This is a genomic window from Thermosynechococcus sp. QKsg1 (assembly GCF_031586415.1).
GTDB lineage: Bacteria > Cyanobacteriota > Cyanobacteriia > Thermosynechococcales > Thermosynechococcaceae > Thermosynechococcus.
Genome location: NZ_CP134200.1, coordinates 2,343,967 through 2,366,790, shown reverse-complemented (window position 1 = coordinate 2,366,790; position 22,824 = coordinate 2,343,967). Strand labels below are relative to the sequence as shown.

23 protein-coding genes and 1 tRNA gene are annotated in these 22,824 nt (G+C 52.7%); 10 read left to right on the top strand and 14 right to left on the bottom strand.

Annotation, left to right across the window (positions count from 1 at the left end; genetic code table 11):
• Positions 1-5: 5 nt before the first annotated feature.
• Together RHP47_RS11590 and mtnA are read left to right on the top strand one after the other, a co-directional pair.
• On the top strand, positions 6-953 hold the full coding sequence (locus RHP47_RS11590) for an asparaginase (protein ID WP_255451666.1): 948 nt from the start codon (positions 6-8) through the stop codon (positions 951-953).
• 77 nt (positions 954-1,030) lie between these two features.
• The gene (mtnA, locus tag RHP47_RS11585; RefSeq protein WP_149821044.1) at positions 1,031-2,098 is read left to right on the top strand and encodes an S-methyl-5-thioribose-1-phosphate isomerase; all 1,068 of its coding nucleotides are present in this window, start codon (positions 1,031-1,033) and stop codon (positions 2,096-2,098) included.
• Here the strand turns inward: mtnA and RHP47_RS11580 are convergent.
• Entirely contained in the window at positions 2,095-2,442 is a 348-nt protein-coding gene (locus RHP47_RS11580; protein WP_149821042.1) for a hypothetical protein, read from the bottom strand. The two genes, mtnA and RHP47_RS11580, sit on opposite strands and share 4 nt — an antisense overlap.
• Positions 2,443-2,538: 96 nt before the next feature.
• Between RHP47_RS11580 and RHP47_RS11575 the strand changes: the two genes are divergently transcribed.
• From RHP47_RS11575 to ilvD, 3 genes are read left to right on the top strand one after another with little or no spacing between them, the layout of a single operon-like run.
• A complete protein-coding gene (locus RHP47_RS11575; protein ID WP_286625814.1) occupies positions 2,539-2,844 on the top strand; it encodes a hypothetical protein in 306 nt (101 codons plus the stop codon).
• Positions 2,834-3,811, top strand: a complete 978-nt coding sequence (locus RHP47_RS11570) for a stage II sporulation protein M (RefSeq protein ID WP_286649669.1) — start codon at positions 2,834-2,836, stop codon at positions 3,809-3,811. The genes RHP47_RS11575 and RHP47_RS11570 overlap by 11 nt, the downstream gene beginning before the upstream one ends.
• A 41-nt stretch (positions 3,812-3,852) precedes the next feature.
• Positions 3,853-5,535 carry a dihydroxy-acid dehydratase gene (gene ilvD / locus RHP47_RS11565; RefSeq protein WP_149821036.1) on the top strand — a complete coding sequence of 561 codons (1,683 nt, stop codon included), beginning with the start codon at positions 3,853-3,855 and terminating at the stop codon, positions 5,533-5,535.
• Here ilvD and RHP47_RS11560 read toward each other — a convergent pair.
• The 9 genes from RHP47_RS11560 to RHP47_RS11520 form a co-directional block, all read right to left on the bottom strand.
• Positions 5,498-6,289, bottom strand: a complete 792-nt coding sequence (locus RHP47_RS11560; RefSeq protein ID WP_286625812.1) for a cobalt-precorrin-6A reductase — start codon at positions 6,287-6,289, stop codon at positions 5,498-5,500. The two genes, ilvD and RHP47_RS11560, sit on opposite strands and share 38 nt — an antisense overlap.
• On the bottom strand, positions 6,290-6,466 hold the full coding sequence (locus RHP47_RS11555) for a hypothetical protein (RefSeq protein WP_206200825.1): 177 nt from the start codon (positions 6,464-6,466) through the stop codon (positions 6,290-6,292).
• Positions 6,467-6,487: 21 nt separating this feature from the next.
• Positions 6,488-7,450, bottom strand: a complete 963-nt coding sequence (locus RHP47_RS11550) for an aldo/keto reductase (protein ID WP_310840550.1) — start codon at positions 7,448-7,450, stop codon at positions 6,488-6,490.
• Between the two features lie 23 nt (positions 7,451-7,473).
• Positions 7,474-7,752, bottom strand: coding sequence for a diguanylate cyclase (locus RHP47_RS11545; RefSeq protein ID WP_310840549.1), 279 nt, complete (start codon positions 7,750-7,752; stop codon positions 7,474-7,476).
• The gene (rsmD, locus tag RHP47_RS11540) at positions 7,737-8,294 is read right to left on the bottom strand and encodes a 16S rRNA (guanine(966)-N(2))-methyltransferase RsmD (protein ID WP_286649667.1); all 558 of its coding nucleotides are present in this window, start codon (positions 8,292-8,294) and stop codon (positions 7,737-7,739) included. The genes RHP47_RS11545 and rsmD overlap by 16 nt, the downstream gene beginning before the upstream one ends.
• 172 nt (positions 8,295-8,466) lie before the next feature.
• Complete coding sequence (ftnA, locus tag RHP47_RS11535; RefSeq protein ID WP_149821024.1) at positions 8,467-8,997, bottom strand: non-heme ferritin; 531 nt, start codon at positions 8,995-8,997, stop codon at positions 8,467-8,469.
• Positions 8,963-9,217, bottom strand: a complete 255-nt coding sequence (locus tag RHP47_RS11530) for a FeoC-like transcriptional regulator (RefSeq protein WP_149821022.1) — start codon at positions 9,215-9,217, stop codon at positions 8,963-8,965. The genes ftnA and RHP47_RS11530 overlap by 35 nt, the downstream gene beginning before the upstream one ends.
• Positions 9,214-11,511: a Fe(2+) transporter permease subunit FeoB gene (gene feoB / locus RHP47_RS11525; RefSeq protein WP_310840548.1), complete on the bottom strand. Its 2,298-nt coding sequence runs from the start codon at positions 11,509-11,511 to the stop codon at positions 9,214-9,216. Before feoB ends, RHP47_RS11530 begins: the two co-directional genes overlap by 4 nt.
• A gap of 14 nt (positions 11,512-11,525) precedes the next feature.
• On the bottom strand, positions 11,526-11,990 hold the full coding sequence (locus RHP47_RS11520) for a ferrous iron transport protein A (RefSeq protein ID WP_190278087.1): 465 nt from the start codon (positions 11,988-11,990) through the stop codon (positions 11,526-11,528).
• A 1,094-nt stretch (positions 11,991-13,084) separates the two neighbouring features.
• Here RHP47_RS11520 and RHP47_RS11515 point away from each other — a divergent pair.
• The 3 genes from RHP47_RS11515 to RHP47_RS11505 all read left to right on the top strand — a co-directional run bounded on the left by RHP47_RS11515 (position 13,085) and on the right by RHP47_RS11505 (position 14,090).
• Positions 13,085-13,158, top strand: a tRNA-Pro gene (locus RHP47_RS11515).
• Positions 13,159-13,215: 57 nt separating this feature from the next.
• The gene (locus RHP47_RS11510; protein ID WP_149821016.1) at positions 13,216-13,869 is read left to right on the top strand and encodes a DUF3318 domain-containing protein; all 654 of its coding nucleotides are present in this window, start codon (positions 13,216-13,218) and stop codon (positions 13,867-13,869) included.
• A gap of 2 nt (positions 13,870-13,871) precedes the next feature.
• Positions 13,872-14,090, top strand: a complete 219-nt coding sequence (locus RHP47_RS11505; protein ID WP_149821014.1) for a hypothetical protein — start codon at positions 13,872-13,874, stop codon at positions 14,088-14,090.
• A 69-nt stretch (positions 14,091-14,159) separates the two neighbouring features.
• Here RHP47_RS11505 and RHP47_RS11500 read toward each other — a convergent pair whose 3' ends face one another.
• On the bottom strand, positions 14,160-15,251 hold the full coding sequence (locus RHP47_RS11500) for a chlorophyll a/b binding light-harvesting protein (protein WP_149821828.1): 1,092 nt from the start codon (positions 15,249-15,251) through the stop codon (positions 14,160-14,162).
• Between the two features lie 228 nt (positions 15,252-15,479).
• On the opposite strand from RHP47_RS11500, the gene RHP47_RS11495 reads away from it, so the two are divergent.
• Together RHP47_RS11495 and RHP47_RS11490 are read left to right on the top strand one after the other, a co-directional pair.
• Positions 15,480-17,156, top strand: a complete 1,677-nt coding sequence (locus RHP47_RS11495) for a diguanylate cyclase (RefSeq protein ID WP_310840546.1) — start codon at positions 15,480-15,482, stop codon at positions 17,154-17,156.
• A 68-nt stretch (positions 17,157-17,224) separates the two neighbouring features.
• Entirely contained in the window at positions 17,225-17,869 is a 645-nt protein-coding gene (locus RHP47_RS11490; protein WP_149821010.1) for a response regulator transcription factor, read from the top strand.
• 48 nt (positions 17,870-17,917) lie between these two features.
• Here RHP47_RS11490 and RHP47_RS11485 read toward each other — a convergent pair whose 3' ends face one another.
• The 3 genes from RHP47_RS11485 to RHP47_RS11475 form a co-directional block, all read right to left on the bottom strand.
• On the bottom strand, positions 17,918-20,344 hold the full coding sequence (locus RHP47_RS11485) for a sucrose synthase (RefSeq protein WP_310840544.1): 2,427 nt from the start codon (positions 20,342-20,344) through the stop codon (positions 17,918-17,920).
• An 82-nt stretch (positions 20,345-20,426) separates the two neighbouring features.
• Complete coding sequence (locus RHP47_RS11480) at positions 20,427-21,857, bottom strand: sodium/glutamate symporter (RefSeq protein ID WP_310840542.1); 1,431 nt, start codon at positions 21,855-21,857, stop codon at positions 20,427-20,429.
• Between the two features lie 54 nt (positions 21,858-21,911).
• Positions 21,912-22,817 (bottom strand): alpha/beta fold hydrolase, encoded by a 906-nt coding sequence (locus RHP47_RS11475; RefSeq protein WP_310840541.1) that lies wholly within the window; start codon positions 22,815-22,817, stop codon positions 21,912-21,914.
• Between the last annotated feature and the right edge of the window lie 7 nt (positions 22,818-22,824).

The window sequence follows — 22,824 nt, the reverse complement described above, 5'->3', positions numbered from 1 at the left end:
AACCTATGTCCAAACGCACCCAAGCCCCTCTCCTCGATGTTTGCTTACTGCGGGAAGGGATTGTTGAGTCGCGCCACCATGCCCATGCCGTGGTCTGTGACGCCCGGGGGCGAATTCTTGCCCTTGCAGGAAACGCTGAAACCGCTGCTTTTATCCGCTCTGCCCTCAAGCCCTTTCAAGCCTTGGCAGTGACCACCACGGGAACGATGGAGCGGTTTGACTTGAGCGATCGCGACCTCGCGATTATCTGTAGCTCTCACCAAGGTCGTATTGAGCAAGTGCGCCAAGTCTTTAACATCCTCTGGCGTGCCGATGTGGATCCCACCGCCTTGCAATGTCCCGTTCCCCCCGGCCGCCAAGGGGCACTGCAGCACAACTGTTCGGGTAAACATGCGGGGATGCTAGCGGTTTGTCAACAGCGTAATTGGCCATTGGCAAGTTATCTGCACAAAAATCACCCCGTTCAGGCTCTGATCCTCTCCAAGGTGGCGGAACTACTGAAGATGCCCGCCGCAGAATTTATCTGTGCCCACGACGACTGTGGGGCGCCCACGTATTTGATGCAACTGGTGCAGATGGCTACCCTTTACGGCCAACTGGCCTCGGGCAATGACTGGGCAATGGAGCGCGTCGTTCGTGCCATGACCCACCACCCTGATTTTGTTGCCGGTCCCGGTGCCTTTGATAGCGAGCTGATGCGCCTCACGGAGGGGGAAATCCTCAGTAAGTCCGGAGCTGAGGGGATTCAGTGTGTGGGTCGTGTGGGCGAAGGGATGGGATTGGCGATTAAGGTGAGTGATGGTGCGAAGCGTGCTAAGTATGCCGTTGCCATTCAACTGTTGAAGCAACTGGGCTGGATTACTCCCAGTGTGGCGGAAGCCTTGGGGGAGCAGTTTCTGATTCCCAACCAATTTACCCGTCTCGAGGTGAATGGTGAACTGACCTTTGCCTAGGGGGCTAAATTCTAGCCTGAATAGGCTCTCCCTTGGGTTATGATTTGTATTCAATTTTAGTGAGCACGGAGGCTGTTGTGGCTGTCACAGCAAATGTCGGAACCATCTTTCCTGTGGTGTGGGCGGGCGATCGCGTGCAGTTAATTGACCAAACCCGCTTGCCAGAACAGTATGAACTCAAGGACATCACCACCGCAGCGGAGATGGCCACCGCCATTCGGACGATGATTGTACGGGGTGCGCCAGCGATTGGTGTGGCAGCAGCTTTTGGTATGGTCTTAGGGGCACGGGAATACACAGGGAGCGATCGCGAGGGCTTCTTGGCTCACCTAGAGAATGTCGCTTCCGAATTGCGGCAAACCCGCCCCACGGCAGTGAATTTATTTTGGGCCATCGATCGCATGCTTGGGGCAGCCCAGCAAGCCACAGCCAGCCTTGAGGAACTCCAGCAGCACCTTCTTGAAACCGCCCAAACCATTGCCCGTGAAGATGTGCAAACCTGTCAAGCCATTGGTGAAAACGGCCTGAGTGTCCTGCCGAAAACACCCGAGAAGTTGCGCTTGCTTACCCACTGCAATGCCGGTGCCCTAGCGACAGCAGGCTATGGAACAGCGTTAGGGGTGGTGCGTGCGGCTTGGGCGGCGGGTCGCTTGGAGCGAGTCTATGCCGATGAAACTCGTCCTCGTCTTCAGGGAGCGAAATTAACCGCTTGGGAATGTGTGCAAGAGGGCATTCCTGTCACCCTGCTGGCGGATACGATGGCGGCGCACTGTATGCAGCGGGGGATGATTGATGCGGTGGTGGTGGGTGCCGATCGCATTGCCCTGAATGGAGATACCGCCAACAAAATTGGTACCTATAGTGTGGCTCTTGCCGCCAAAGCCCACAACATTCCCTTCTTTGTCGCCGCCCCCCTTTCTACAATTGACACCAAAATTGCCACTGGGGCGGAAATTCCCATTGAGGAGCGACACCCTCAAGAAATTTATCAGGTGGGGTTTAGCCGCATTACACCCGCTGGGGTAGATTTTTACAACCCTGCCTTTGATGTCACCCCTGCCCATTTAATTAGCGGCATTATCACAGAGCTAGGGGTTTTTGCTCCCGCTGACCTTGCACGGGGTATTGGTGCAGCAGCAGGTTAACGACGACAGACCGCACGGGCAATATCACCCGCTATCGTGCCGGGGGGATAGCTTTTGGTTCCCGTCCACTCCCAACCGTAATACTCACTTTTAATGTCATAGGGATTACAGGAGGCGGTTGCCCGATGCCAGTAATCGTCGCCAAGGGTCGAGAGGCTAAAATCCACTTGGATAATGCCATTCCTATTTCTATAAAAGCGACGGGAATCCATATCCACAGTGTAAACACGGCCTCTACTGTCGCGAGCCACTTCCACTTCCATTTCTGCGAAAGCAGGCGGGGCGATCGCCAGACTGAGGCTCAACGTTGCTGCCCCCACAAGGGCAACAGGTGTCCGAAACATGGTCAGAAACCTCTTTCTTTGGTAATACGATCGTAGCAATTGTGCTAGAACATCGTTATTCTTAGTTCAAAAAGCTTTATAGAAAAAATAGAAAAAATGATTTCCTCACCATCCTCTTTAAGTACAACCGACCTCAACGCCCTTGCTGAACGGATCCGTATCGCGGCTGAGCGAGCCAATGGAAATGTCCATGACCTGTTGGCATTGCTGCGGCTTTTAGAGCAATTGCATCGTGAAATTTGTAACAATCAGTTTCAAGCGGCCTTGCCCACCAACCGCCAAGCGCTCTATAAACTACTGCGGGATATTGAAACCAATGGCGGCTGGCCCTACATTCCCCGCAAACGCCTAGAGTCTTTTTTGGGGGCAATTCAAGAGGAATCGGATAGTCATGAATGTTGAACGCTGGCTGATCCGCCAAGAGCCGCAGTGGCTAGAGCTAGAACACCTCCTCAACCGTGCTGAGACAGAGGGGATTCAAGCGCTATCGGCAACGGAGATTTGCCGCCTCAGTCAGTTGTACCGCTTGGTTAGTGCGGATTTAGCGCGGGCAAAAACTCGCCGCTTGGGCAGTAGCATCGTCAACTATTTGCAGGGTCTCACCTTGCGGAGTTATAGCCAAGTCTATCAGGGTGAGCGCTCCCAAGATTGGCGCCAAGTTTGGTGGTTTTTCCAGCGGGGCTTCCCAGCGGTTGTCCAGCAAACATGGGTCTATACGGCCTTTGCCTTGGGGGTATTTCTGGTGGCGGCGGCGATCTCTTGGTGGTATGCGTGGAGCGATCGCCAATTTTTGGAGCTGGTGGTGCCCTCAGACATTCTGTCCCTCGTGGAAGAGGAGGGCAAGCTCTGGATGGGATCGATCGTGGGGGTTGAACCCCTAGCCTCCAGTGCCATTATGACCAATAACCTGAGTGTGGCTTTTACAATGCTAGCGGGCGGCATCCTAGGGGGACTAGGAACCCTCTATATCCTCTGGAATAACGGTCTGCATATCGGGGCGATCGCTGCCTTGGTGGCGCAAAACAACCTAGGGTATCCCTTTTGGGCGTTTGTCAGTTCCCATGGTGCTTTGGAGCTGCCTGCAATTTTTCTAGCCGGCGCTGCGGGTCTGTTGTTGGGGCAAGCGATTCTCTTGCCGGGGCGTTACCGTCGCCTGAGCGCACTCAAACGCAATGGCGCTTTGGCAGCACAACTGATGTTTGGCATTGTTCCCCTCTTGGTGATTGCGGGCATTATCGAGGGCTTCTGGTCGCCCAATCCCCTGATTCCCAACAGTGTGAAATATTTGTCTGGCCTAGGGTTGTTTGCGGCTTTAGGCTTTTATTTGGCTTGGCCGCTAGAGCGATCGCCCACGGGTGAGGGAAAATAGAAGGATGCTTTATTGACGTTTAGGCCGATCGCGAGAACACTATGGCAGAAAACTGGCGCAGTCGCATCATTACAGAAGGCGTTCAACGCACCCCCAACCGAGCCATGCTGCGAGCCGTGGGCTTTGGCGATGACGATTTCAACAAGCCGATTGTTGGGGTGGCCAGTGCCCACAGTACGATTACCCCTTGCAATATGGGGATTGCCGCCCTTGCCAGTCGCGCCGAAGCAGGCATTCGCGCAGCGGGGGGGATGCCGCAGTTGTTTGGCACAATTACGGTCAGCGATGGTATTTCCATGGGCACGGAGGGGATGAAATACTCCTTGGTCTCGCGGGATGTGATTGCTGATTCAATTGAAACCGCCTGTAATGCCCAAAGTATGGATGGGGTGCTGGCGATCGGTGGCTGCGACAAAAATATGCCCGGCGCGATGATTGCCATGGCACGGATGAACATTCCCGCCATTTTTGTCTATGGGGGCACGATTAAGCCCGGTCATTGGCAGGGTCAAGACCTGACGGTTGTTAGCGCCTTTGAAGCCGTGGGTCAGTTTAGTGCCGGCAAAATGGATGAGGCGACGCTCCATGCGATTGAACACCATGCCTGTCCGGGGGCGGGTTCCTGCGGCGGGATGTTCACGGCCAACACAATGTCCTCAGCCTTTGAAGCCATGGGCATGAGCCTGATGTACTCCTCAACAATGACAGCGGAGGATGCTGAAAAAGCCGACAATACAGAGTTAGCGGGCAAGGTGCTGGTGGAGGCGATTCGTAAGAATATTCGACCCCGCGATATTATCACCCGCAAATCCATTGAAAATGCCCTCAGTGTGATTATGGCGATCGGTGGCTCGACAAATGCCGTGCTGCACTTTCTGGCGATCGCCCACAGTGCCGAGGTTCCCCTCACCATTGATGACTTTGAAACCATTCGCCAGCGGGTGCCCGTTCTCTGCGATCTCAAGCCCTCGGGTAAATACGTGACTGCGGATCTACATCGGGCAGGGGGCATTCCCCAAGTAATGAAAATGCTCCTCAATGCTGGCTTGCTCCACGGGGATTGCCTCACGATTACGGGGGAAACCATTGCCGAGCGGCTGCGGGATGTGCCCAATACCCCCGACCCCAACCAAGAGGTGATTCGTCCGTTTGACAAGCCTCTCTACGCCACTGGCCACCTGACCATTCTCAAGGGTAATTTAGCCAGTGAGGGGGCTGTGGCCAAAATCTCCGGCGTGAAAAATCCCCAAATTACTGGGCCGGCCCGCGTCTTTGACTCCGAGGAAGCCTGTCTTGATGCCATTCTTGCCGGCAAGATCAACCCCGGCGATGTCATTGTCATTCGCTATGAAGGCCCTGTGGGTGGTCCGGGGATGCGAGAAATGCTGGCTCCCACCTCTGCCATTATTGGTGCCGGTTTAGGGGATAGTGTCGGCCTCATTACCGATGGTCGCTTCTCTGGTGGAACCTATGGCATGGTTGTGGGTCACGTGGCTCCGGAGGCGGCAGTGGGTGGGACGATCGCCCTTGTGGAGGAGGGAGACTCGATCACCATTGATGCCCATCAGCGGCTGCTGCAACTGAATGTCAGTGAGGAAGAACTGGCAGCGCGGCGGGCTAAATGGCAGCCCCCGGCACCTCGCTATACCCGTGGGGTATTGGCCAAGTATGCTAAGCTAGTGTCTTCTAGTAGTCTGGGGGCGGTGACTGATCGCTTTGTTTAGAGGTGGCTAATTCCTGCAAAAAGGCCTCGATACCAGCGCGATCGCTTGTTTGGCGCGGATAAACCATAGGCGGGCGTTGCAGTGTAATCAGCTTCACCCCCAGCTCACGGGCAATCGCCTGTTTGATCTGCTCACTCTCGGTACCCGAGGCCTTGGTCACCACCGTTGTAATCTGCCACTGTTGCCAGAGGGCGCGCTCTAACTCTCGCGATACGGGGGGGAAAATGGCAATTAAGCGCTGGCGATCGAACCCCGCCGCCAAGGCAGCCTCCAGTGCGCTTGTTGTGGGCAAAATCCGTGCAAAGAGGGTAGCCTGACGCTGGAGGGGCACAAAAGCTGCCAAATGTTTGACTCCTAGGGTCAGCAACACCCGCTCACCCATGAGGAGATTCCCTTGCAGCAGTGTTGGCAAATCAGTATAGATGCCAAGAACTGGCGGAAATGCTGGGCGTTCAAAGCGCAGGTAGGGCAAGCCAAATTCTTGGCTGATGGCAATGGCAAGGGCAGAGATTGCCACCGCAAAGGGATGGGACGCATCCACTACGGCTCGAATCGAATGTTGCTCGATAAACTCACGGGCACGCTCAGGGGTCAAGCGCTCGATATGGCAACTCAACAACGGATGCGCGTCATAAAGATGGCAGGCCGCCGCTGTGGTCACGCTCACCCAGCAGGGAAACCCTTGGCAGACAATTAATTGGGCAATCCAGCGACTCTCTTGGGTGCCGCCAATCAGCCAAATCGCCCCAGTCACCTAGCCCAGCAGTGCGCGGCGAAAGTTTTCCCGATAGGACTTATTCATGAGCAGCGGTAGCCACAGCACGCTGAGGACAAAGCGCGATTGTGTGTAGTACGTGCGGTGAAACCCTTGCCAAAAGCGCAGGGCAATTAAGAAGTAGAGAACAATTGCACCAAGACCAAGGAGTTCCATAAACACATTGGTGAATCTGAACTACCACTTCCACATTACTGGATTCTCCGAATCAAGGGTGGCGATGACTGGCTGGCTAATTTCATCGAGCATGGCCAAAATCGACTCATCCAAGTGGAGGTCAGCCGCTTTGATATTTTCTAGCACCTGCTCTGGATGGCGGGCACCAACAATGGCACAGGTTTGCGGTTGATGGAGTAGCCACGCCAAGGCTAAATTCCCTATCGTTGTGCCCAAGCTGGTGGCAATGGGCTTCATCAGTTCAATGGCTTCAAGGGCACGGGCGTAAGTTTCCCCCTGAAAAAGTTGGTTTTTGGCGCGGTTATCTTCGGGATCGAACTGGTGGCCGGGGCCAAAGCGACCCGTGAGTAACCCTTGAGCCAGAGAGGAGTAGGCCAAAACCGTAATCTCATGCTCAATACAGAAGGGGATGAGTTCTGTTTCTGCCCAACGCCAAAAGAGGGAATAGGGGGGCTGGACACTCTCAATGCGTCCGTACTGCATCGCCTCCGCCAGTTGAGCACGGGAAAAGTTGGAGACCCCAATGGCACGGATTTTGCCCGCCACTTGCAACTCCACCATTGCCTGCATGGTTTCCTCGATGGGCACGATTTCCGAGCCAAAGGAACCGGCGGGCCAGTGAATTTGGTAGAGATCAATGTAGTCGGTGTTGAGGTTGCGCAGCGATCGCTCGCAGGCGGCAATCACCTCCTTGTAGCGCAAGTGGTTAGCAAACACCTTCGTCGCATAGACACAGCGATCGCGCAAGTCTCCCACGGCGGCGGCCACAATCCGCTCTGAATGACCATCCCCATAGACCTCAGCCGTATCAATGGTGGTCATCCCTGCTTCGACAGCGGTACGAATCGTGCGAATGGACTCCTCATCTTCAATACCGACCCACCAGCGTTTGCCTGCTTGCCAAGTGCCAAGAATCAGCGGTGTAATTTGAATCTCTGTGCGGCCGAGGGGGCGAGTTTGCATAAGAAATCCCCATAAAGGAACCACTAACGAGGCACTGTGGGCGACTTGACAATGGGGCGGACAACAATGCGGTTGCGTTCTTGGCGTTTAGCATCGTAAAGCGCCTGATCCGCTGCGTTAAAAAGCTCTAAGGGAGAATCACTGCCCCCCGGAATCAGGGCTGCCACCCCAAAGCTGAGACTCACACAATGACTCGCTGAAGAATATTCATGGACAATGTACCGTGCCTGCATAGCCTCCTGCAACTGCCGTGCTACCAATTCAGCACCACCAATGTCTGTAAATGTTAATTTTTGTAACAAACCAAGAAGAGTACTGTCGTGCTGCCATAGGTTTTAATGCGTTGCTGCTGCCAGCCGATCGCTAGGATCGCCTCTAAATCTGGTGGATTTTTGGTGCGACACTCAACAGCAATTTCCCCCTTAGGGCTGAGACGCTTCTCCTGCCAAAGCAACTGGAGAACGGGTAGATATAAATCACCATTGTAGGGGGGGTCAAAGTAAATAAAGTCAAACTGCGGAATAGGGACTTGCGGCAATTTCTGGCGTACATCTCCCCGCAAAACCAGCGTGTGCTGATGGGGTTGGGCAACGGCTGACCAGTTGTCACGAATGACTTGGCAGGCTTGGGGAGACTGCTCAATACCCACTACCCACTGGGCACCCCGCAGCAGGGCTTCCGCTCCCATGGCACCCGTACCAGCACACAAATCCAGCCAGCAACATCCTTGGAGGCGACCCTGCCAGATATTGAAAATGGCTTGGCGGACTTTGGCACTTGTGGGTCGCGTACTGTGACCCGGCAGCGTTTTGAGCGATCGCTGGCCAGAAATTCGCAAAGGCATATTCTTTAACGTAACGGTTTTCGCCCAAAATAAAAAGCCCCGGGAGTCTTGCCGTGTTTCGACCCCGAGACTTTTGTTTGCGAATCACTCCTCACTACCTAAAAGATACTCTGAGTCCTTGGGCACTCCTATAGCGGCACATGACACTTTCTCAAGCGGCACCCTTTTCTCTTTAGGCTGCGGGTGTTGACTGCATTGTCGTGGTTCCTTTGGTTTGGGCAAGCCTGCCAATTTCCTGATCAATAAAGAAGAGTCCTTGCCCCTCCGTGCCAATCAGTTCAATTTTGTCAAGGATACTCTTGAACAAAAACTCTTCTTGGTGCTGCTCGGCCACATACCACTGCAAAAATTGCAACGTCGCATAGTCAGGCTCCGTATCCGCTAACTGCACTAACTCATTAATTTTGTGAGTCACAAACTGTTCATGCTCATAAACTTTACTGAACATCTCCTTCAGGGACTGAAATGTGTGTGGGGGAGCTTCCATACCGCCTAGGATTGCCAAGGCGCCGGTTTCATGCATGTAGTTCAAAAGCCGCCGCATGTGTGCCATTTCTTCATCAGCATGTTGACTAAGGAAGGCCGCACAACCCTCAAGGGCTTTGTGGGCACACCAAGAACTCATCTGCAAGTAGAGATGTGCTGAATAAATCTCAAGGTTGATTTGCTCATTGAGCCGGTTGGTCATTGCTTGGGATAGCATTGTTGATTCTCCATTCGTAAAGTTCAAGAGGGTAAGAGCCACACTGATAACAGCCGCCACAGTGGCTAGGGATGATTTTTTTCACCCGTCCTTTGCGGATGAGTTGGCTAAGGATCAGTTCAATCATCGCTGGCGGTACCTGAAAATGGGCAACCAATTCTTCCAAGGAAACCACGTGGTGCTTCTGAATATAGTCCTGTAGTTGTAAGAGCATAATCATGTCCCCTGTGGCGAGGAAAACCGCTGGCGATCGCCCCAATATTTCAAGGCCATGATTACCATCCCCATCACTGCCCCTAGAGCCAGTAACCAAATCAACGAGAACATCGGATGCGCCGCAAAGGTCATGAGTTGGTAGTAAGCAGTGGCGACCCAGTAGGCCAATCCCGTTGTCCAAGCCGCTACAAAGATGGTCCAGCCCAAATTGGTTTCTCGATAGACGGCGGCAGTGGCCGATACACAGGGAAAGTAGAGCAAAACAAAGAGCAGGAAGGCGATCGCTGCCGTTGTCGTGCCAAACCGTTGTGCCATCTGGCCAAATGTTGTGTAGTGCACGCTCTGAAGTTCAGCCGCTGCTTCGGGGTTATCTGCCTCTTGCAACACATGGAACCCTAAAGGATCAAGCACCCGTTGTCCCAGCTCACTGAGATTTTTGGGAATGCTGAGCACTGCTTCCTGCAATCCCCCCCAAACTGAAAAGGGTTCTTCTGGTGTATCCCCGGCTTCAGTGCTTTGAGCTTCTTGGCGAGCTAACTCTGTATAGAGGGCATCCATCGTTCCCACCATCACTTCCTTGGCAAAGATCCCCGTAAAGAGTCCCACGGTTGCTGGCCAGTTGTCGGACTGAATCCCCATTGGCGAGAAAATCGGCGTAATTTGGCGACTAAAGGCGCTCAAAATCGATTGAGTACTATCCTTTTGGCCAAAGCGACCATCGGTGCCGACAGAGTTGAGCAGTCCGAGGATGACGACAAGGACAACAATCATCTTGCCTGCTCGACTAAGAAAGGTTTTTAGCCGCTCCCAAGCCCGCAGCAGTACCCCTCTGAAGGTGGGTAAACGGTAGGGGGGCAACTCCATTACAAACGGAGCAATCTCTCCTTGAAAGAGGGTGCGCTTCATCAAGAATCCTGTGAAGATGGCTGCGGCAATTCCCACCACATAAAGCAAAAACACGATATTTTGGCCGTTGCGGGGGAAGAAAGCAGCAACAAACAGAGCATAGACCGGTAGGCGGGCACCACAGGACATAAAGGGATTCATCAAAATCGTCATCAGGCGATCGCGCCGATTCTCGAGTGTGCGGGTGGCCATAATGCCGGGGATATTGCAGCCAAAGGAAACCATCATCGGTACAAAGGACTTACCGGGTAAGCCCAGCCAGCGCATCAACCGATCCATGACAAAGGCCGCCCGTGCTAAATAACCAGAATCTTCAAGAAGTGTGAGAAAAATAAAGAGCAAGCCAATTTGAGGAATAAATGTTGCCGTTGTTTGGATACCGCCCCCCACCCCCTCTGCCAGAAGACCAATGAGCCAACCGGGGGCATTGAATGTTTCCAGCACTTGGGTTGGCCAACCCACAACCAGCGTTCCGACACCAATATCAAAAAAGTCAATAAAGGCACCCCCCACATTAATTGAGATGAGAAACATCAAGTACATGACGGCCAAGAAAATGGGAATTCCCAACCAGCGGTTGAGTACAATGCGGTCAATGCGATCGGAGACTGTTGTTGTCAGGCGATCGCCCTGTTCCAGAACCTCAGCCATTAGGTGCTGAATCCAGCCATAGCGACTATCGGCAATCACAAGGTCTATGTCTTCTCCTAGGGTCTGGTGAATCCGCTCTCGCCATTGGCGTAGTGGTGCTACAACATCATTGGGAACTGATTCAATATATTGCAGCCAAGCCAAGGCCTGTGCCCGATTTTTGAGGCCTTGAGTCAGCAAATCAGCAATAGCCTCTTCAATCACAGGGGGTTGGGGCACACTAACGCTGGAAACAGGTGGTGCTGCCAAGGCGGTGCGAATAGTTTGCCGCAGTTGAGCAAAATGCTGTTGTTGTTTGGCACAAAAAGGCAGCACCGGCAGACCTAAGCGCTGGCTCAAGGCTGGGATATCCATCTTGATTTTGGCGGCACGAGCCACATCCATCATGTTGAGGACAAGGATGAGGGGGACTCCTAGATCAAGCAATTGCGATGTGAGGTAAAAATTGCGCTCTAAGTTAGCGGCATCCAGAATATTCACTACCAAGTCATATTCCCCCGCCAATAGAAACTTGCGGGCAATCTGCTCGTCTAAGCCAGTGCTATCCTCGGCATCGAGGGCATAGACCCCCGGTAGATCCACAACTTGGACAGTGATGTCGCGATCGCGATAGCGGCCTTCCTTGCGCTCAACAGTAACTCCTGGCCAGTTTCCCACCCGCTGATTTGCCCCCGTAAGACCATTGAAAATGGTTGTTTTGCCACAATTTGGGTTACCAATTAACGCAATTGTTGCTGCCATGTCACACTCCTTTGCTAGAGCAGATGGACTTTGAGAGCATCAGCTTCATCCTTACGCAAGCTCAAATGAAAGCCTCGCACCTTAATATCTGTGGGATCACCCAAGGGGGCATGGCGGACAACCTCAACTTCGGTGCCGGGGGTTAAACCCATGGCTAATAATTTGCGTTTGTAACTGGGGGTCGTAGGGGCATAGCCGATAATGCGCAGGCGAGCACCAATGGGGGCACTGCGTAGGTTTACAGCTGCCAATTCCAGCTCTTTGAGCAAGATGTTTTGGGCTAGCTCGTGGTTCACACAAAACCGCTTTGAGTCAAGAGCCACCATAACTGCCCCGCGATCGCCCCGATGGAGGATGCTAATTATTGCCCCCGGTGCCAAGCCCATCCCCAACAGTTGCTGGGTATTGTTGCACATTAATTTCATAATGCAGTAGCGATCGCCCACCTTAGCTTCGGCAAGGGAAATCAGCTTAGACATGCCACGTCTCCAGCGCTGTCTTTGAGAATGGGGGTCGGCGATATAGGTAAAGGGTGGCCACAAAGGTGATGACATATTGCATTAATGATTTTTTGAAAGCTAGTTATTGCATATAATTCTCAATTTATAGCACAGCTTTGCAGTGGCACCGTGACTTTAGCAAGTCTTAACCTATCTCCAATCATCCTAAGAGCTGGGTCTATTTGAAAGTTTTAGTGTGAATTTTGTCTTAAGTGAGATATTGAGACTTGCAATAAGTCTTTTATTGAGATGTTTAATCTCATAAGAGATTTTACAAAGAGCGTTTTTATGGATGCGCAAAGCTCCTGCAAGTCACGGCGATCAAATCCGCTCAAAACGACGAAAGTCCCTATGGGTTTAGAAATCACCCTTGCTCATAAAGGCAGCTTGAAAATTTGCCTAAGTTTTGTCGTTAGCCAAGTTTTGATGCTGTTTTTCTGCCATTGGGTCATCTCCGCCTCGATAAAACAAATGAACAGGCCAGCGAGGTCAGAGCTTCTGATTTTCAAGTAGCGTTTGAACTCATTGGTTTTTTCAGGTCAGTGGGGTAAGGTGTCATCCCCCGTTCCCAGCGCTTTGGCAGCAACGATTAAATCGTAGTAATCGGTGTACCACACCTGCGGATCGTCCATGTCGGGAAAAAGCCGAGCGTTGCCAATCAGGTAAAGAAGAGCGACTAGGATCGTTTTTCTGGTGCGGTAGAGCTGTCTCGGCGGTCAATGTTCTGCTGTGAGCAGATGAACAAGACGAATCAGGGCAAACACGCGACTTAAGGCGATCTCGAAGTCTGACCGTACTTGAGAGGGGGGATGTTCTTCTCCTTAAGGTTTACAGTTGCCATCCCCAGAGACAAGCGTTGGTATCGAACCCTTGGAAAACCGCTCTACTGGACGGGTTCGGTTTGACCGATTGTGGGTGCCGCAATAAAGCAGATTCCTAAAACTGTCTCTTAGTGGGAGTTTTCAGTGCCCTAGTTTGGATGTTGGACTAAAATTGGCCTAAATTTCCTTGCCCTGTAACCCCCACATTTCCATTGAGGAAAAAGCCAGCAGATGCTATCTTAGATAAGTTATCGGGATGTAGCGCAGCTTGGTAGCGCACTTCGTTCGGGACGAAGGGGTCGCAGGTTCAAATCCTGTCATCCCGATTGGTCAGCCTTCAACTGTTAAGATAGGTAATACATACCCTAGGATTGTGTTGTGCTATGACCTCGGCTGCATCCTCAGTTGCCCGTTCTGACTTAGCAGAATTGCGTCGTCTCAAGTCTCTCTTGCCACCAGAGCTGCAAAGCTGGGTGATGATTGAACCAGCTAGTGGGGTGAATCCTCCCCTCATTACCTGTGAAGAAATTGGCAAGGATGAGGTGGAGATTCAAATTGATTTAGCCCGTTGGGATCAATTGGCCAAGGATCAGCGCAATCTCCTCTTTTGGCATGAGGTCGCCCGCATTCAAAATGACACGATTCCCCGCGATGGCTGGGAGATGGCAGCACTGGCGATTGGTTTAGGGGGTGCTGTGGGAGAACTCTGGGTGCAGGATGGCCTGTTGCTGCTGCTTGCCCTTGGGCTGTGTGGCTTTTCGGGCTGGCGGCTCTACCAGCGCAATAATGGTGAAAAGGTTCTCAAGGAAGCCATTGCTGCTGATGAGCGGGCGATCGCCCTTGCGACTCGTTTTGGCTATGAACTCCCCAACGCCTACAAAAGCCTTGGCAGTGCCCTCAAGCTCTTGATTGAGCAAGCCCCCAATCGCCGTCAACGCAAACGCTACGAAATGCGTCTGCAAGCACTGAAAAAGAGCGCAGCTAAAGCAAAAGCGCGCATGCAGGCCATGCAAAACGACACCCCAGCAGAATCTTAATCATGGCTCGCCTAAAACGCCAACTGCTGCTACCAACCCTCATTCTCCTATGGACAGTGGCCAGTCTAGGGTTTATGGCGCAGTGGGATTTACATCCTGTCCTGCGGTATTATGGCTGGGTCTTCACGGCGCAAGTTGCTTTTTTGATTTTCTTTGCGCCAGCGATCGCGCGACAGCTTAGGGGTACCAAACGTTCCCCAAAAAATGAAAGCCTGCCTTAAATTCATAAAAAACCCTCGATCGCTCTGACCGAGGGCAGCCCCTATGGCTCAAGAGGAAAACTATTGCAATTAATTTTCAAGAGCTGGATTGAGAAAAGTTTCTAATTGCCTGAAATTAAATCCCATGGCGCGCAGGGCATGCCAAAGGTGACCCTGTAGGAAGAAAAAGGCAAGGAAGAAGTGGGCATTGGCCAACCAAGCCCGTGGGGTATGCTGCCCAAGGGGCAAGTCAATCGTGTCGGCAAAATAGGGAGCAACTCCCAGTTTCACTTCTAGGGGTGGCCCATAAAACTCTACGGGATAGGCGAGGGTATTCACCGCACAAAAATAGGCCGCTACAAATCCGGCGAGGGCAATGCCGCCAAGGGAGTAGGAAAGGATAGCTTCAGCATTAAACATCAGCACTTTTCGCGCCCAAGTCAGCGGTGGTACCAAAATATGCCAAATGCCCCCTCCAATGAGCAAAAGGGCGACGTAGATATGCCCGCCCACAAGGTCTTCCAAATTGTTAATACTGGCGAAGTGGGTTTGATAGCCATAGATGACAAAGGGATCCAAGGTGGGCTGGGTGACAAGGCGTACCGTTTGCAAATTGGCATCGTACAACCCGCCCCAGATTGTTGCTTTGAGCACCAGTAGCAGGGCACCGAACCCCAAGAAGAGCAAATGGTGTCCCAAAATGATTCCCAGTTGCTTTGGATCATCCCAGCGGAAGTGGAAACGGCGCGCCCGGCCACTGGCAGTACTCAGATCCTGAGGGGCACGAAAGGTATGAAAGAGTGCACCGGCACCCAGCACGGCTGAGGAAATGAGATGCACTGTGCCAATGACAAAGTAGGGGTACAAATCCACAACTTTACCGCCCTCGCCAATGCCAAACCCTAAGGTCGCCAGATGGGGCAGCAAAATCAAGCCCTGTTCCCCCATGGGTAGATCGGGTTTGTATTGGGAAATTTCGTAGAGCGTAAAGGCACCCGCCCAAAATACAGTTAGCGCTGCTTGCGCCACATGGGCGGCAATGAATAGGCCTGAGAGGTTCACAAATCGGGCATTGCCTGCCCACCAGTCGTACTTGACATTGGCTTGGCCATAGGTTTGTAAACCTGCACCTGTTGGTGGTGGTGTAGTCACAGAGGTTGGGGATTCACTGGCGATCGCCATACATTCCTCCTTCGATAAACGCATAATATCGACGCTGAACTTATTGAGGATAAATCTCAATAAAGCCTAGGCCTACTATAGCATCACTGTTGAGAATTATTAGCATCTGGCAAGGATAAAATGTAAAGATATGTAACTACCCTCCAGCGGCAATCTGTATCTCCGAGAACTTGAGCAAGATCAAGCCAAGGCAGTAGGGTAATAGCAATAGGCTGTTGGCGGGCAAGTATGGCCATTTTGCTTTATCACGACGACGTGGCAACGGCAGCAACGTTGGTCTCCATTTTGACCACTGCGGATCATCGGGTGGATGTCGTTGCTCGCTCTGAAGACCTCTGGGGACTATTGGCCAGTAGTCGCTATCACCTATTGATTGTGGATGAGTCCCATTTAGGCACGGCAGTTGAGGCCTTTTGCCAGCAGGTGCGCGATCGCGGGTTTCAGGAACCGATTTTGATCCTGACGCGCAAGGATTGGCCAACCCAGCCAGAAACCCAAGTGATTTATTACCACTACCCCTGCTCGCCCGCTGCCCTTCTTGAAATTGTCCAGCAACTCCTCAGCGCGATCGCCACCTCCAAACCTGACAATCATAACGACTCAGGCCTGCCCCTTGTCCTGCACATTGACAACGACGCCGAGTTAATTCGCTCCCTTGAGGAGCACTCCGTTGATGGTGGGTTCCGCTACGTCGCTATGGATAGCTGGCCGCTGGTCAACACCTTACTTGAGGAATGCTGGCCCAATGCTGTCATTCTCAATCCTGAAGTGATGCCTGATGAGGTAACCACCCGCGAGTTCTTGCAGCAGTTGCGGCAACATCGTCCCTCCATCCCCGCCCTAGTATTTACTGCCCGTGACACCTGGCGCGATCGCCTCGCCGCCATTCGCCTTGGCTCGCGGATCACCTTGAGTAAGCCTGTTGATCTTGAGCGACTCTTGCAGACTCTCGAACAGTTACTGCAACCTCAAGAAATGACCTCCGCTAGTATCCTGACCGTGGATGATGACGCCGTTACCCTAGCCATCTTGAAACGGCTCTTGGAACCCTGGGGAATGAGTGTCACCTCCCTTCAGGATCCCGATCAATTTTGGGATGTCCTAGAGGCCACCAACCCCGAATTGGTCATTCTCGATGTCCAGATGCCCGGTATTAACGGCCTAGAACTCTGCCAAGTGGTGCGCAATGATCCCCACTGGAACCAGCTGCCAATTCTCTTTCTCACCGCAACCACCGATCCAGCCCTCGTCACCCAACTCTTTGCCGCTGGCGCCGATGATTTTGTTAGCAAGCCAATTGTCGGCCCTGAGCTAATGACGCGGATCATCAATCGCCTAGAGCGTACTCGCCTCCTGAAACGCTTGGCAGAGGTAGATCCCCTCACGGGATTGAGCAATCGTCGTAAAGCCACAGAAGAGATTGAACGCTTTTTGACCCTTGCCAACCGCCAACAACAAACCCTTTGCATTGCTGTTTTAGATTTAGACCATTTCAAACGTATTAATGACACCTATGGCCATGACGTTGGGGATCAGGTATTGGTAACCACTGCCCGCATGCTGCGACAGTCCCTACGGATGGAAGATGTGGTTGCTCGCTGGGGTGGCGAAGAATTTTTAATTGCCCTCTATGATATTTCCCTTGATGTGGCCAAACACCGCCTTGCCATCTGTTTACAGCGATTGCGGAATCACACCTTCCACGCCCCCAACCATGACAGCTTCAAGGTGAGTTTTAGTGCCGGCATCAGTCAGTTTCCCACCCATGGACAGAGTTTACTGCAACTAGTGAAGATAGCGGATGACGCCCTCTATGCCGCTAAGGCAGCAGGACGTTCTCAGATTGTCATCGCACCAAAAGAGGCTGCCCCAGAATTTGCCAACGCTTCCTCCCCAGAGGAATAAGCTATCCTAAAGGAGCACACTCATTCTTAGTAAGACTTGGCGTCAGCACCGTTAACTGCTCTGAATGTATGAACCTTGAGGCGTCCCCTGCGCAAAATGCCACGATTTTACTGGTGGATGACGACCCTAATCTTGTCCTCTTGGTCAAGGATTACCTTGAGATGCAGGGGTATCGTGTACTGACGGCAGCCCATGGCAACGAAGGTCTGGCAATTCTGCAGCAGCAGACGCCCGACTTAATTATTTGTGATGTGATGATGCCCCAGATGGATGGCTATAGCTTTGTCAGTGCAGTGCGACAACAAACACACCTCAGTTGGTTACCGGTGCTCTTTCTCTCGGCCAAGGGGCAAACCCACGATCGCATTAAGGGGCTGCAAACGGGGGGGGATGTTTACTTGGTCAAGCCCTTTGAACCGGATGAACTCTTAGCCCAAATCCAAGCCCTCCTCAAACAAACCGCTCGCCTACGGGAAGCCCAAGGACTGCAATCGCCGCCTGTGCCCACCCCACCCCCCGGTGTCGAACTCACCCCCACAGAAACGCGAATTCTCCAATACGTCGCTCGGGGCATGTCGAATCGTGAAATTGCTGCTGAGCTACACGTGAGTCAGCGCACGGTGGAAAGCCACGTCAGCAATATGCTGGGGAAAACAGGCTGCCACAATCGTACTGAATTGGCTCGCTGGGCGATCGATTACCATTACGTGTAACATACTCTCGACGATCGCGGGGCTTCCCGCCTAGTCGCTAAACCCATATCACCGCTGCATGTGTTCTGCCAATAGGGCTTGGGCGCGGGGTTTATAGAGCAGATAGAAGAGTGCCTCCATATAGCGCATCATGTCTTCGCGGTTTTCTTGGGAAGAGAAGTTCCAGAAGCCGTAAATCTTGGCGAGGGAGAGCAGGCGTGTGCAGTGAATTTTCCAAGTGTAGGTGCTGTAGACCCGCTGGATACCCGCTTTGGAAATTCGTTGCCACTGCTGCGGATCGCGATCGCAAGCCTCTATAAAGCGGAGGATAGTCTCCGCCATTTCTTCTAGGTGGGTTGGGTTGATATAAAAACCATTCACCCCATCTTGGATAATTTCCAGAGGGCCACCAAAGCGGGTACCAAAGGTGGGCAGACCACTGATCATGGCTTCCAAAATCGTCAGGCCAAAAGCTTCAAACAACGCCGGCTGGACAAAAATCCCTTGGCGATCGGCAATGATGCGGTAAATTTCCCCCGAATCTGCTTTCGGTAAACGAATCCCTAGCCAGCGAATTTTGCCATGGAGATTGTACTCGTGGATGATTTGATAGAGCTTCTCAATTTCGGCGATTTCCTCGCGATCGCTGGAGTCTTCGGTACGCAATTTCCCTGCCACCAAAATTAAATTACAGCGCTCTTGCAGTGCTTTGCTGCGGCCAAAGGCCTCTGCCAATCCTGTGAGGTTTTTAATCCGATCCAACCGTGCCATCGAAAAGAGAGGGCGTTTTTCGGGATACTCTAAGTAACCATAGATCTGCTGCGGATCCTCAAGGGTAAAGAGCAGTTCCTCCAACCGCTGGCGATCGCCCTCTAGCCGCTCCGTGTAGTGGTAGTAGGGAAAGTAAACCTGTTCATTCACTCCCGGGGGCACCACATTAAATTTCGGGCTAAAGAGTTCAATGCCATTCACCACATGGTACAGGTCAGGCATCGTAAAGGATTGATAGGACTCGTACTGGCCAATACTGTCGGGTGTGCCCACAATCTCTTGGTAGGTGCTGCTGATGATAAAGTTGGCAGCATTCATGGCAATCAGATCCGCCGTAAATTGCATCGAGAAGTGATATTTATCCTCTAAGTCCTGCCAGTAGAGGTTACTAAAGAGGTATTTAGATTTCTCGAGGGCATGGGCAATGTTGCATTGGGTCACCTTCATTCGCCGCGCCAGCAAAAAAGCCACCAAGTTGCCATCGGAATAGTTACCAATAATTAAATCGGGCACATGGCCAAATTCCGCCCGCAACTCCCGCTCCGCGTCAATGGCAAAGGTTTCCAAATAGGGCCAGATTTCAAAGCGAGAAATCCAGTTTTGGGTCACCTTGGGATTAAATTCCCGAAACGGCACCCGCAGGATCCAAGCGTTGTTGGTGCCGTAGATTTTCTCTAGGCGTTGGTTGCACAGCGTTCCTTCGGCATTGGGAATCAGGCGAGTCAGGACAATAATTTTAGGCCGTGCCTCCAGTACCCCCAGCCCTGCCAGTTCTAAATCCTCCCGCATTTGTTTTTCAAGGCTTTTCACTTGATCGAGGATATAGACCACCTGCCCGCCGGTGTCGGGTCGCCCCAGCACCCCCTCCTGGCCAAACCAGCCGTGGGGAGAAATGAGGGCAATGCGAAAGAGCATCGGAATCCGCGAGACAAAGGCCTCTAGCACTTGGTGATCGGGCGAATCCAAGAGTTGATCTAAAATTTCTAGGGTGTCGCGTACCCGTGCCGCCGTATTGCCCCAACCCGGTTCAAAGCCCAGATTTTGGAGTTCAAAGCGAAACTCACTGTAGGCCTCGTCGGAGGCGCGATCGCTCAAGGCCACAAGAGCTTGCTTCACCTGTTCTGAGAGGTGCTGAGGAGAGCGAATCCGCTCATTAATCAGGAGTTGATAGCCGTTGTAGCGGTGAATTTGCAAAAAGTTAAAGAGGTTCTGCTGCCACTGGCGCGGATCTTGGAAAAGTTTACTAGATAAGTAACGGTTGAGAAATTCCACCCCCTTACCGATATTCTTGGCATCACGGATGATCGGCGAGTAGTCATAGAAGGGCTGGACATCAATTTCAAAAACATCCCCCTCGTTGGGATGGTACCGATTCACTAGGCGATCGCGCAGATCCAGTAGCTCTGGAATCGTCATCGGCACGATCGTCAAATCCTCCACCAGCAGCCGACATACCTCCTGCTGCGCAATCCGTGGCCGAATAATCCAACACAGACTTTCGTTGTCAACAATGATCTCTTGGGTATAGAACACCAGCTTGCTGAGGCGGGATTCGAAGGGTGTGGGGACAGGGCGATCGAGGTCGCGACAGTAATCTGCAAAGGCGCCCAAAATATCATTGCGCAGGAGATAGCGTTTTTCCCCTAGTTGCAGGATGCGTGAAAATTGGCGCAGATCGGCACGTTCATCACTTTCAACAACGGATTTGAGGAGCACAGAGGTCATCGGCAAACTCACAACACGGCTTTTACCTGAGACGGCACAGCGGCTCAAGTCGTTTCTATTCTAGGTTTCTCCCTGAATGGGGTCAATTTTGCGCTAGCGATCGCCGGATTTGGCCATAGTTCCAAAAACCAAACCACAACCACAGCAACAATAGCGCACCTGTCAATCCCAGCAGTGGCACAAGGCCAAAATTACGGATCAAAATCGGTGCTGCCGCCGTAAATAAGCCACCGCCGACAATTGGCTCAAAGAGAATTTGCTTGTAGGCAAAACTTTCCAAGGCGCCCGATTGGTTGTGGGGATCCACCATACGAATCAGCAATAGCCCAGTAGATGTCACCCCCATCGATTGCCCCATGTCGCCAATTCCCCGCTCAAACCAGAACATGGGCAAAATTCGCGGCGCTAAATAGAGCATGACAAAGAGATTCCAAGCAATTCCCCCCACACTCAAGAGGAGAAAGGGAATGAGATTTTCACCAATGGCGGCTAAAGAGAGGGTGGCCAAGGCGGTAATAATCGTCACATCCAAGGCGACACCGCCAATACGGTTAATCAGTGGCCGGCTAATCAGGTACTGTTTGCGCCAACGGGTCAGGGTGAGCTGCACAATAATGCCACCGATCAGCGCCAAGGGAAATAGGGGCACATAGGCCATGAGCTTCAAACCCGTTTGTCCCCAAGTGAGACGCTCTAGGAGTCGCAGCGCTTCAAGAATCACCCAGCCCACAATAATCGCCAAACCCACAAAACAGAAATTTAATGACAAAGGATCAATGAGTAACTCCCGCAGCAGTTGTCGCCGCCGTTGCCGTGTTTCTAGGTCATCGTGGGGATGAGGGTCGAGATTCTCCTCGGTTTCAGAGTCCACCAAGGGTTTGATCTGCAAGCGCCCTGTGCGCCGTGCCCAGTTGATCAGTGCTACTCCAAAAACCACCCCAGAGACTAAGCCCACAGTGGCCAAGCCCAAGGCCATATCAGCCCCAGCGGTAAAGTTTAACTCCCTAAAGGTATCGGCCATGCCGGCGGCAGTGCCATGCCCCCCCTCAAAGCTGATCTCAATCAGGGCACCAGCAATTGGATCCATGCCAAAGACAGGAGTGAGAACGAGCAACGTCAGCAGCAGCCCCACCACGTATTGCCCCCAAGCCAAAATCTGACCAAAGGCGACCTGCGGCGAAGCTTTCTGCCAAATTTCCCGAGGGCTAGGGATGATCTCCCCTAGAAATAGACAGGCAAAAACTATGTTGATGAAAATGCTGGGGGACTGCTGCCAAACTTCGAGGATGTCTTCGGCAAAAAGGCCGTTCCCTAAACCGGAGTTGGCAGCAATTTGACTGGCGATCGCCCCCAGCACACTAGGGCCAAGAATGAGTCCCAAAACGCCCGCAATCACTGAACTGGGCATATAGAGCGATCGCATCAGTACCCAACGCTGCCGCACGATTCGCCCCAAGAGTAGCAAAACACCAATAAAAATAAACGCCCAGAAAACCGTAATCAGCCTAAACATCCGCCATGCCAACTCTGAAGATTGTCGTGATCATAGAGCCTGCAACCGTAGGACTCAACCCCTTGCCAGTCTGTGGCTGCGCAACCAATCCAAAATCAGGCCATTGACGCGATCGGGCTGCTCATCGTGGGGGCAGTGACCGGTTTGATCTAGCTCCACCACTTGCATTCTTGGCTGTGCCTGTTGAAACCGTTGACTTAGCGCAGGCGGGATGAAGCGATCCTGTTTGCCCCAGATCAGCAATAGGGGTTGGGACACCGTTTTGAGCATCGTTTTAGCACTGGGGCCAAAGTCTGTACGACTCATGGCGCGGGTTATTTGCACAAAGGCGCGATCGCTACCATCGTCATAGGCAGGCGTGAGCAGGATTTCCAATAATTCATCATCCACACAATCAGGGTTGGCGTAGGCCAATTGTGCCCAACGCTTGACAATGAAGGGACGGCGAATCGCGTAAAAAAGGGTGCGCAGCAGCCAAGGAGCCGTAAAAATCTGTTCAATTCCGCTCACCAGGGGGGCGATCGCCCTCGGAATCAACTCCTCGCGCACCGCTGGATCGGGCAGACTCAGCATCACCACCCCTGCCGCCATCTGCGGATAGCGATAAGCACAGGTCAGGGCAATCAACGCCCCAATGGAGTTGCCAACAATCACCGCTGGCTGCCCGACAATCTTCTGCCAAAAGGCATGAACCTGAGCCGCCCAAAACTCAGCCCCATAGGCCGCAATGGGCTTTTCTGCTGCCCCCAACCCCATCAAATCAAGGGCATAGGTCGGCTGATGCTCTCCCAAGAGCCGCAAATTGTATCGCCAGTGCCGTAGAGAGGCCCCAAAGCCGTGGAGCAAGATCACTGGAGACCCCCCATGAGCGGGTCGCCAAAAACTATAGCGACTCTGCCATCCCCGCCAGCACCACTCCCGCTCGACGCCATAACGATAGGGGTCTACCAGTTGTCTCATGCACCTA

Excerpts from the sequence above, each read along its gene's own strand:
- RHP47_RS11510 (WP_149821016.1), top strand. The coding sequence starts at position 13,216 with ATGACCTCGGCTGCATCCTCAGTTGCCCGTTCTGACTTAGCAGAATTG.
- RHP47_RS11580 (WP_149821042.1), bottom strand. The coding sequence starts at position 2,442 with ATGTTTCGGACACCTGTTGCCCTTGTGGGGGCAGCAACGTTGAGCCTC.
- ilvD (WP_149821036.1), top strand. The coding sequence starts at position 3,853 with ATGGCAGAAAACTGGCGCAGTCGCATCATTACAGAAGGCGTTCAACGC.
- RHP47_RS11550 (WP_310840550.1), bottom strand. The coding sequence starts at position 7,450 with ATGCAAACTCGCCCCCTCGGCCGCACAGAGATTCAAATTACACCGCTG.
- RHP47_RS11500 (WP_149821828.1), bottom strand. The coding sequence starts at position 15,251 with ATGGCGATCGCCAGTGAATCCCCAACCTCTGTGACTACACCACCACCA.
- RHP47_RS11520 (WP_190278087.1), bottom strand. The coding sequence starts at position 11,990 with ATGTCTAAGCTGATTTCCCTTGCCGAAGCTAAGGTGGGCGATCGCTAC.
- feoB (WP_310840548.1), bottom strand. The coding sequence starts at position 11,511 with ATGGCAGCAACAATTGCGTTAATTGGTAACCCAAATTGTGGCAAAACA.
- RHP47_RS11575 (WP_286625814.1), top strand. The coding sequence starts at position 2,539 with ATGATTTCCTCACCATCCTCTTTAAGTACAACCGACCTCAACGCCCTT.
- RHP47_RS11475 (WP_310840541.1), bottom strand. The coding sequence starts at position 22,817 with ATGAGACAACTGGTAGACCCCTATCGTTATGGCGTCGAGCGGGAGTGG.
- RHP47_RS11490 (WP_149821010.1), top strand. The coding sequence starts at position 17,225 with ATGAACCTTGAGGCGTCCCCTGCGCAAAATGCCACGATTTTACTGGTG.
- rsmD (WP_286649667.1), bottom strand. The coding sequence starts at position 8,294 with ATGCCTTTGCGAATTTCTGGCCAGCGATCGCTCAAAACGCTGCCGGGT.
- RHP47_RS11495 (WP_310840546.1), top strand. The coding sequence starts at position 15,480 with ATGGCCATTTTGCTTTATCACGACGACGTGGCAACGGCAGCAACGTTG.
- RHP47_RS11485 (WP_310840544.1), bottom strand. The coding sequence starts at position 20,344 with ATGACCTCTGTGCTCCTCAAATCCGTTGTTGAAAGTGATGAACGTGCC.
- RHP47_RS11555 (WP_206200825.1), bottom strand. The coding sequence starts at position 6,466 with ATGGAACTCCTTGGTCTTGGTGCAATTGTTCTCTACTTCTTAATTGCC.
- ftnA (WP_149821024.1), bottom strand. The coding sequence starts at position 8,997 with ATGCTATCCCAAGCAATGACCAACCGGCTCAATGAGCAAATCAACCTT.
- RHP47_RS11530 (WP_149821022.1), bottom strand. The coding sequence starts at position 9,217 with ATGATTATGCTCTTACAACTACAGGACTATATTCAGAAGCACCACGTG.
- RHP47_RS11480 (WP_310840542.1), bottom strand. The coding sequence starts at position 21,857 with ATGTTTAGGCTGATTACGGTTTTCTGGGCGTTTATTTTTATTGGTGTT.
- RHP47_RS11570 (WP_286649669.1), top strand. The coding sequence starts at position 2,834 with ATGAATGTTGAACGCTGGCTGATCCGCCAAGAGCCGCAGTGGCTAGAG.
- RHP47_RS11590 (WP_255451666.1), top strand. The coding sequence starts at position 6 with ATGTCCAAACGCACCCAAGCCCCTCTCCTCGATGTTTGCTTACTGCGG.
- RHP47_RS11505 (WP_149821014.1), top strand. The coding sequence starts at position 13,872 with ATGGCTCGCCTAAAACGCCAACTGCTGCTACCAACCCTCATTCTCCTA.